Source organism: Spirulina sp. CS-785/01 (assembly GCF_028330525.1).
Classification (GTDB): domain Bacteria; phylum Cyanobacteriota; class Cyanobacteriia; order Cyanobacteriales; family Spirulinaceae; genus JAQMSD01.
Map to the genome: position 1 here is coordinate 1 of NZ_JAQMSD010000070.1, position 8,924 is coordinate 8,924.

Sequence of the window (8,924 nt, forward strand, 5' to 3'; positions counted from 1 at the left end):
ACATTGGGTCACAAAGCCCTACTTATACCCATCCTGGAGTTTTCTGGCCCGTGCCGGATGAACAGGTTTCAAAGGGGTTTGATTTTGGTCTATGAGAAATGCGTAATTGCACATGATTTTCAGGGCTTTTTCAGCCACTCAGTTAAACTGTAAGGTTGGCCTCGACAAACTTCAAGGGGCTTTTTACATCTGTAACACTACCTTCATTCATCGTTGGTATTCAGTTTAATTACAGACCACAGAGCCAAGTGCTGGCGTTTACACTTGGGTGTGATGACCCTGGCGAAGGTAGCCTACCTTTTTACAGGATTTATGGCTGAGTCTGCACGCTCGTCCCTTTCTAGGTCAACAAAAATTGAACAATGTCAATCAATGTCTAGCTTTCAACGAGCGGTTCTCCATTCTTCGTTACTCGAAATTATAGATTATGACAGTTGAGAGTTGATAGTTCTCCCCCATCTCCCCCATCTCCCCCATCTCCCATTACCGTTTACGATTCCGATTGGGATCACCTAACGTCTCATTTAATCCCACCCCGCCTTTATTAGGGAGATTCGCCGTTCCCCAGGTTTGGGCAATCTCTTGGAGGAGTTTATCTTGCTGCGCTCTTAACTCCACAATATCCCATCCCTGATTGACCAAAGCAAACCAGACTAAGCCGCGATCGCGCGTTGGCACAACCCCCGCCAACGCACTCACCCCCCGCAACGTCCCCGTTTTAATCACCGTATGCGGCGGAAAAGCCCGATTTTGCATCGTTCCCTGCTGATCCCGGCCCGATACCGGAAATAAATCCCCCACCCCCCAAGACTGAGCATCCAACTCACGCTCTAAAGCCATCAACATGGCCACCGCCCCATGAGGAGAAATGCGGTTAGCTAACCCCAACCCAGAGCCATTAATTAACTGAATTTCCTCCGGTGGTACATCCGCCGCTTCCGCCGCCAAGCGAGACACCTTCTCAGCCCCACCCACCGCTTCAGCCAACGCCTCCGCCATCACATTATTACTAAAAATATTCATCTGTTTGAGAATATTGGCCAAACTCATGGACTGACGACGCACCAAAACCCGGCCTTGGGGAGCATTCCCTTGAGTCACCACCGAGCCATTAATTTTTAGCCGGGGTTGGGGTGTACCGGGGGGCATTCGGTAATACTGCTGTGACACCGCCGGAGTCCATTGTTCCCGATCAAACGCCAATTTGAGCAACTGTCCCGCCGTTTGGGGATTAGTTTTAAAATTCATATAGAAATCCCCCGTGATCATTAGATTTCCCGTCACTTGACGAATCCCTAATTCATTGAGGGCATTTCCTAACGCAATGGCCTCCTCCCAGACAAAAAAGGGATCACTCCCCCCCTGAATCACTAAATCCCCTTCTAAAACGCCATTATTCACCGTTCCCGACGTAGAAATTACCGTCTCAAAACGGTGTTCTAATCCCCACGTTTTCACCGCCGCCAAAGTAGTGGCAATTTTGGTCAACGAGGCCGCCGAATCGGGGATTTTGCCATTCTGGGTGGCCAAGCGAGTCATCCCCGACTGAAGCCAAATGCCTTGCTCGTTGGCCGCCAACCCTCTGGCCTTTAAACGATTCAAATAATTATTGACAATTTTTTCTGCCGCCGGATCAGGTTCTGCGGGTAACTGGAAAAACGCCACCTCTTGCCATTGCAATAACTCCTCAATTTGGGGCGACGGCACACCCCCAAAATTAAACGATAATCCCCATATCCCTAGCAAACTCAGACTTAACGATTTCAGCATTCCCTTCTCGCGCTTCAGCAACGGCTCACAGTTGAAGACACTTTTTTGATAAAGATGTGCCTAATGACAGAATTTTATTGTACTGGTTGAGTGATCCGGGTGTCGGGAGTTGGGAGATAGGGGAGATGGGGGAGATGGAGGAGATGGAGGAGATGGAGGAGATGGGGAAAACACAAATATATTATTCCCGATTCCCGATTCCCGATTCCCGATTCCCGATTCCCTAGTTCACAAAGAACCAATAACCAATAACAAACTCGTTGGGTTCGACCTAATCTGGTAAAATCCATAGAGGCTTCTATCACTTTGATCAATGGGATCGACACGCGAAAGAATTGCTGTTGACGCAATGGGTGGGGACCACGCCCCCAAAGAAATTGTCGCTGGTGCAGTTCGCGCCGCTGAAGAACTTGACGTACAAGTGCTGCTCGTCGGCCAGCCTCAGCAGATCCAATCCTGTCTGGAGGAACATGGCACAACTCGTAATCTCGAAGTTGTTCCGGCTGAGGAGAAAATTGCCATGGATGAGGAAGCAATGGGGGTTCGCCGAAAACCCAAGGCTTCCATCAATGTGGCAATGGATTTAGTCAAACAAGAGCGGGCTGATGCGGTTATATCGGCAGGACATTCGGGCGCAGTGATGGCTTCGGCCTTGCTGCGTCTTGGACGAATCAAAGGTATTGATCGTCCTGCCATTGGCGCGATGTTTCCGACACTCTTGGCGGGGAAATCGGTGATTATCCTCGATGTTGGGGCTAATGTCGATTGTCGGCCAAGATATCTAGAACAATTTGCCCTCATGGGAACGGTTTATAGTCAATACGTCTTAGGGATTGAAACTCCCAAGGTTGGGTTACTCAATATTGGCGAGGAATCTAGCAAGGGGAATGATCTGGCTCTGAAAAGTTATCAGCTTTTAGAGGCCCATCCGGCAATTCCCTTTGTGGGTAATGCAGAAGGCCGGGATGTTCTCTCAGGCGAGTTCGATGTGATTGTCTGTGATGGCTTCGTGGGCAATGTTTTGCTGAAATTTGCCGAGGCCATTGGCGAAGTCTTGCTACAAATTACTTTAGAAGAATTACCCCAAGGGTTACGAGGACAACTGGGATCAGCTATCCTGAAACCCAATTTACGCCGCATTAAACAACGGATTGACCACGCCGAACATGGCGGGGGTTTACTGTTGGGCGTGGATGGGATTTGTATTATTAGTCATGGGAGTTCCCAAGCTCCTTCGATTTTTAATGCCATTCGCTTGGCGAAAGATGCGATCGGTCATCAAGTCTTGCAACGGATTCAGTCCTATTATGGGCAAGCCGCCGAGCAGACCCGTTCCTCTCAGTAACGAAATGCCCCAAGGATAGCGTGAAACTCACAAACATTGGTTTCGCACGGTATGGAAAATCAGTGATGGAGGTCGTATTATTTTGAAACAATTCGGGGTCGGTGTTGCGATCGCAGGCAGTGGTTCAGCAACCCCAACAGCTAAACTCACCAACGAACAACTTAGCCAAGTGGTGGAAACGTCGGATGAGTGGATACAAAGTCGCACAGGAATGCGAGAGCGTCGTGTGGCGACGGTGGAGGAATCGCTGTGCAGTCTCTCGGTCCAAGCCTCCCAAAAGGCGATAGAAGCGGCACAAATTCCCAAGGAGGCCATTGATCTGGTCATTTTGGCCACTTCTACACCGGATGATCTCTTTGGTAGTGCGGCGAAAATTGCTCATCAGGTGGGGGCAACTCATGCGGTGGCCTTTGACTTGACAGCCGCTTGTTCGGGGTTTGTCTTTGGGATGGTGACAGCGGCCCAATATATCCGTACCGGGGTGTATCAAAATGTGCTACTCATTGGGGCTGATGTACTGTCGCGCTGGGTGGATTGGAGCGATCGCAGCACTTGTGTCTTATTTGGCGATGGGGCCGGGGCGGTGGTTTTACGGGCCGATGAAACGCGCGATCGCTTGTTAGGCTTTGAACTGTGTAGTGATGGCACACAAAACCACACCCTCACCTTAGCCTTTCAAGGGGAAACCAAGCCCCTAGTCGATGAGGTCAACGCCAAATTAGGCAACTATCAACCCATCACCATGAATGGCCGAGAAGTGTATCGCTTTGCCGTGGCCAAAGTCCCCGAAGTCATTTCCAAAGCCCTCTTTAGAGCGAATTTAACGGCCTCAGACATCGACTGGTTACTCCTCCACCAAGCCAACCAGCGCATCATGGATGCGGTAGCCCAACGGCTAAAACTCCCCTCGGAGAAGGTGATTAGTAATATTGCCAAATACGGGAACACCTCTGCTGCGTCCATTCCCTTGGCCTTAGATGAAGCCGTCCGCGACGGCAAAGTTAAAGTCGGCGATAGGATTGCTGCGTCTGGGTTTGGGGCTGGTTTAACATGGGGGGCGGTTATTTTTGAATGGGGTATCAATAATGGGTAATTGGTGATTGGTGATTGGTGATGAGATGGGGGAGATGGAGGAGATGGGGAGTAAGAACTGTTCCCTATTCCCTGTTCCCTATTTCACAAACAACAAAGAACAAACAACAAAGAAAAAAAATGACAAAAACAGCATGGGTTTTTCCGGGTCAGGGATCGCAAAAAGTGGGAATGCAGGCCGATTTGGCCGAGCATTCTGTGGCAAAATCGAAATTTGACCAAGCTCAAGAAATCTTGGGATGGTCAGTTTTAGAGGTTTGTCAAAGTGAAGATGATCAACTGTCTCGCACCCTCTACACCCAACCCAGTCTTTACGTCATTGAAGCGATTTTAGCCGATTTACTGCTTGAACAAGGCCAAACCCCTCAAGTTGTCGCTGGCCATAGTTTAGGGGAGTATGTCGCCCTCTATGCCGCTAGGGTATTTGATTTTACTGCCGGGTTGAAGCTGGTGCAACGGCGGTCTGAACTCATGGATCAGACCGAAGGGGGTAAAATGGTGGCTCTCATTGGTTTTGATCGTGAACAATTGCAAAATGCTATTGACAAAAATCCTAATGTTGTGCTAGCGAATGATAACAGTAAAGCCCAAGTCGTGATTTCGGGGACTCCAGACGCAGTTGAGGATGTGGTGAGTCAGATTAAAACGAAGCGTGCAGTTCCCTTAAATGTTTCCGGTGCATTCCATTCTCCCTTGATGCAGGATGCGTCAGCACAGTTTAAAGAGGTGTTGGACTCGGTAGCGTTTGCAGAGGCAAAAATTCCGGTCTTGTCCAATGTTAACCCAACCCCCTCCCAAGATGCGGAGGAGTTGAAAGTGCGGTTAGTGCAGCAGATGACGGGTTCAGTCCGTTGGCGGGAAATTATGGATCAAATGGCCGCCGATGGAGTAGAACGGGTGCTAGAAGTGGGGCCAGGTCAAGTATTAGCGGGGTTATTCAAGCGATCGCACTCCAGCATAACTCGGCAAGGGGTCAGTTGTGCAGCAGATATTAGTTGATAGTTGATAGGGGAGATGGAGGAGATAGGGGAGATAGGGGAGATAGGGGAGATGGAGGAGAACCAACTATTCCCTGTTCCCTGTTCCCTTTTTCCCAAACAACAAAGTTACAATAAAATTTTAGAGTTTTTGATTTATGGTTAAGCGTTTTCCTTTTGATTCTGGTGATATTACCACTCGCTCTGATGAACTGATGCACGCGGCCTCCAACCGTTATCGCATCACTGTACAAGTAGCAAACCGGGCGAAACGTCGGCGGTATGAGGATTTTGAGAACCATCTGGATGATCCCATGATGAAACCTGTCATTCGTGCGGTGATCGAAATGTCCGACGAACTCACCCAACCGGAAATTATTGGCGACTAGCATTGTAGAGGGGAATAGAAAGTAGAGGGGAATAGAAAGATGAAGGGACAAATCGTGACAAAATTTATCTTATGGTTCAGTTTGGGACTATTGATTATTGGCCTAAGTCCCTTCATTCCTCCCCAACAACATCCTGTTTTTGCACAACGGTATGTCCGTCCTGCGGATGCTGCAACGCGGGTGTATGAACTTCTCCCGGACTTCCCCAAAGAAAATGATTACCGTTTGCGGGAAACGGGGGAGGTTGATGAGGATAGTACCCTCATTTCCCGTCTTATTTCCTATCATCTCTATGTGAAAAACCGGCCTGCGATTTTTCGCTTTGACTGGAAACTTACGTTATCGGACTATATGGGGTTTCATGAACGGGTGTCTCCTACGTCTTACCCCAACCAACTGAACTTAGAGGAAAATCCTTTAGAGGGCGATCGCAAGGTTATAGATAGTTTAACCCGTCAGGAACGCAATGAGTTAATTGCCGCCCTCGTCCAAGTGTTTAACCCCGACGCAGCAGACGCAACCCCAGAACAACCCCCAGAGTCTCCCCAACCGACTGAAACTCGTCCCCCTTCACCCCCAACCATCACCCCACCCCGTGAACCCCAACCCGGTGATGCAGAGTTGTTAAAATAATTTTGCCGATTACTAATTACCGATTACCAATTACCCATGAATAGTGGTATTTTACTTTGCGATCGCTCCCACTGGGGACTCATTCAACTCACCGGAGAAGACGGCCTACAATTTCTCCACAACCAAAGCACCAACGACATGAAACGCTTACAACCGGGTCAAGGGTGTGATACCGTATTTGTCAATTCTACGGCTCGCACCATCGACTTAACCAGCGTTTACGTCACCGAAGACGCAGTATTTCTGCTCATTTCTCCAGGACAAACCGAGTCCATGTTGCAATGGTTAGACCGCTATTTGTTCCCCATGGACCGGGTAGAACTAAAAGACATCTCCGAGGAAAACGCCATTTTTAGCCTCATGGGAGAGGCTAGTGAGGAATTACTCCCGAAACTCGGTGCAGAGGCATTACAAGGGCAAACAGAGGGCAATCACGCACCGTTTACCCTAGGGGAAGTGACCGGGAGAATTACCGTAGGCAGTGGGTTAGCGACCCCAGGTTATACTTTGATTGTGCCGAAAACGGGAGCAAGTCCCGTCTGGGAAGCATTAGAGCAACTCGGAGCAGTATCCATGAGTCAAGACGCTTGGGAAACCCTCCGCATTCAACAAGGCCGGCCCCTCCCCAACCATGAACTCACCGAAGATTATAACCCCCTTGAAGCAGGACTCTGGCGAGCCATATCCTTTGATAAAGGCTGTTATATTGGCCAAGAAACCATTGCCCGTCTCAACACCTACAAAGGGGTAAAACAGCGACTCTGGGGAATTAAATTAGAACAACCCGTCACCCCAGGAACCGAAATTTATAGTGAAGGGAAAAAAATCGGAGTTGTCACCAGTTGTCGTGAGGGAGACGACGGCACTTTTGCCCTCGGTTATATTAAAACCAAAGCCGGAGGAGAAGGGTTAAACGTGCAAATAGGAGAGAGTCCAGGAAACATTGTGGCTGTTCCTTTCCTCTCTCATGACTATTATGATCCCCAAGGGGCTGCTAGTTAAACCCACCCCATCAGACACAGAGAAAACAGAGAGATAGACCATTTTTAATGCTCTTTGTGATCTTTGTGTCTTTGTGGTGTGTCACCCCATACCGTTACACCGGAACACCTGAAGGAGAAGTCCCCATCACTGCTGTTTCTTCCGGTAAGAGTTGCTCGGTGGGGAGGCCAAGAATTTCTTTGTACATCTTGATATAGTCTCGGGCCGAGTTATCCCAACTGTAGTTTTGCATCATGCCCCGTTTTTGTAACTCGCGCCAACTGTCGGTATAGCGGAAACTTTCCCACGCCCGTACAATACAGGTGAAGAAATCTAAGGGTTCATAACGGTCAAAACAGAACCCAGTTCCGGTATGGTTCATGGGTTCATGGTGAGAGACGGTATCGACTAACCCCCCAGTCCGTCGCACAATGGGGATTGATCCGTAACGCATGGCTAACATTTGGGCAATGCCGCAAGGTTCAAAGCGAGAGGGCATCAAGAAGACATCTGTGCCAGAATAAATGCGACGGGCCAACCCATCGTTATGGAGAATTTGCACGGAAACCCGGCCTGGGTAACGGGAGGCCAAATGCCACATCTGGTTTTCATAATAGCGATCGCCCGTTCCCAATAAAACAAACTGAGCATCACTATAGGCCAAAAAGCGATCCATCACTTGTAAGAGTAGATCAATCCCTTTCTGCTCCACTAACCGCGTCACCATTCCCATCAAAAAGACTCCTTCATTTATATGGAGTCCTAATTCCTCTTGCAAGGCCAGTTTATTTTCTTTCCGTTTCTCTATGCTGTCGATGGTATAGTTCTCAACGATATAACGGTCAGTTTCGGGATTGTAGCTTTCTCGGTTAATGCCGTTGAGAATACCCCGGAGTTTATCATTGATGAATGACATTAAGCCTTCCAGTTGTTCCCCACAGGCCGGAGTTTGAATTTGTTGAGCATAGGTGGGGGAAACAGTCGTCACGCGATCGGCAAACTGGACGGCAGCGGCCATTGTATTATGGCCTTGCATATACCACGGACACCAGGTCATCTGCTCCAGTCGCCAACGCCACGGCCCTTGATAGGCGATATTGTGGATAGTGAAGACAGTGCGAATGTCCTCAGATTCGTGCATCCAAACCGGAATCATCCCGGTATGCCAATCATTACAGTGAATAATATCGGGTTTCCAGTAGTTCCAGACAAATTCCGATGCACCATTGGCAAAGAAGGTAAACCGCCAATCTTCATCATCACCATAATAGATACGATGGGGATCAAAGGCGGGATGACCAAATAAATAAAGAGGAACGTCGCTATCTAAAAATTTAGTTTCATAAACTGCAAATTCCTGAAACATGGCACTCCCCCACCAAGTGGGTTCTTTGGGAATGTCCAGTAGGTTATTCAGAAAGCCATAATAGGGCATAAAAAGCCGGACATCATGACCCATTTTCCGTAAAATAGCGGGCAACGTCCCTACAACGTCCGCCATGCCTCCCACTTTGGCAATGGGTGCAGCTTCTGCGGCAACAAATAATATTTTCATTGAAAACCTCTACTCTCCTTCCTTTGGGTGAATTCCAGCCTCCGCTTAATCTTGGAGATTATCACGGTGGGTTGTTGACGTTGCTAGTTGTTAGCTGTTCTTTGCTAATTTTTCCTGTTTCGTTGCCAAAAGTCTAGGTTTTCCGAGAGGTTATTGTATTTGGGGGAGATGGGGGAGATGGG

Annotated in this window: 9 protein-coding genes; 6 read left to right on the top strand and 3 right to left on the bottom strand. The window is 48.7% G+C overall.

The window, feature by feature from the left end:
- Window positions 1-483 precede the first annotated feature (483 nt).
- Together PN462_RS03850 and PN462_RS03855 are read right to left on the bottom strand one after the other, a co-directional pair.
- A complete protein-coding gene (locus PN462_RS03850) occupies window positions 484-1,770 on the bottom strand; it encodes a D-alanyl-D-alanine carboxypeptidase (RefSeq protein ID WP_272126647.1) in 1,287 nt (428 codons plus the stop codon).
- 74 nt (window positions 1,771-1,844) lie between these two features.
- A complete protein-coding gene (locus PN462_RS03855) occupies window positions 1,845-2,060 on the bottom strand; it encodes a hypothetical protein (protein ID WP_272126648.1) in 216 nt (71 codons plus the stop codon).
- A gap of 23 nt (window positions 2,061-2,083) precedes the next feature.
- Between PN462_RS03855 and plsX the strand changes: the two genes are divergently transcribed.
- The 6 genes from plsX to ygfZ all read left to right on the top strand — a co-directional run bounded on the left by plsX (window position 2,084) and on the right by ygfZ (window position 7,208).
- Window positions 2,084-3,115 (top strand): phosphate acyltransferase PlsX, encoded by a 1,032-nt coding sequence (gene plsX, locus PN462_RS03860; protein WP_272126649.1) that lies wholly within the window; start codon window positions 2,084-2,086, stop codon window positions 3,113-3,115.
- 79 nt (window positions 3,116-3,194) lie between these two features.
- Window positions 3,195-4,208 carry a beta-ketoacyl-ACP synthase III gene (locus PN462_RS03865; protein ID WP_443029055.1) on the top strand — a complete coding sequence of 338 codons (1,014 nt, stop codon included), beginning with the start codon at window positions 3,195-3,197 and terminating at the stop codon, window positions 4,206-4,208.
- A 119-nt stretch (window positions 4,209-4,327) separates the two neighbouring features.
- The gene (gene fabD, locus PN462_RS03870; RefSeq protein WP_272126651.1) at window positions 4,328-5,206 is read left to right on the top strand and encodes an ACP S-malonyltransferase; all 879 of its coding nucleotides are present in this window, start codon (window positions 4,328-4,330) and stop codon (window positions 5,204-5,206) included.
- A gap of 136 nt (window positions 5,207-5,342) precedes the next feature.
- Window positions 5,343-5,573, top strand: coding sequence for a DNA-directed RNA polymerase subunit omega (locus PN462_RS03875; RefSeq protein WP_272126652.1), 231 nt, complete (start codon window positions 5,343-5,345; stop codon window positions 5,571-5,573).
- A 39-nt stretch (window positions 5,574-5,612) separates the two neighbouring features.
- Entirely contained in the window at window positions 5,613-6,206 is a 594-nt protein-coding gene (locus PN462_RS03880) for a hypothetical protein (RefSeq protein WP_272126653.1), read from the top strand.
- 36 nt (window positions 6,207-6,242) lie between these two features.
- Window positions 6,243-7,208, top strand: coding sequence for a CAF17-like 4Fe-4S cluster assembly/insertion protein YgfZ (ygfZ, locus tag PN462_RS03885; RefSeq protein ID WP_272126654.1), 966 nt, complete (start codon window positions 6,243-6,245; stop codon window positions 7,206-7,208).
- 94 nt (window positions 7,209-7,302) lie between these two features.
- On the opposite strand, the gene glgA is transcribed toward ygfZ, so the two are convergent.
- Window positions 7,303-8,742 (bottom strand): glycogen synthase GlgA, encoded by a 1,440-nt coding sequence (glgA, locus tag PN462_RS03890; protein WP_272126655.1) that lies wholly within the window; start codon window positions 8,740-8,742, stop codon window positions 7,303-7,305.
- Window positions 8,743-8,924 lie beyond the last annotated feature (182 nt).

Coding starts and splice junctions, on each gene's coding strand:
- PN462_RS03850 (WP_272126647.1), bottom strand. CDS start 1,770: ATGCTGAAATCGTTAAGTCTGAGTTTGCTAGGGATATGGGGATTATCG.
- PN462_RS03855 (WP_272126648.1), bottom strand. CDS start 2,060: ATGGATTTTACCAGATTAGGTCGAACCCAACGAGTTTGTTATTGGTTA.
- plsX (WP_272126649.1), top strand. CDS start 2,084: ATGGGATCGACACGCGAAAGAATTGCTGTTGACGCAATGGGTGGGGAC.
- fabD (WP_272126651.1), top strand. CDS start 4,328: ATGACAAAAACAGCATGGGTTTTTCCGGGTCAGGGATCGCAAAAAGTG.
- PN462_RS03875 (WP_272126652.1), top strand. CDS start 5,343: ATGGTTAAGCGTTTTCCTTTTGATTCTGGTGATATTACCACTCGCTCT.
- PN462_RS03880 (WP_272126653.1), top strand. CDS start 5,613: ATGAAGGGACAAATCGTGACAAAATTTATCTTATGGTTCAGTTTGGGA.
- ygfZ (WP_272126654.1), top strand. CDS start 6,243: ATGAATAGTGGTATTTTACTTTGCGATCGCTCCCACTGGGGACTCATT.
- glgA (WP_272126655.1), bottom strand. CDS start 8,742: ATGAAAATATTATTTGTTGCCGCAGAAGCTGCACCCATTGCCAAAGTG.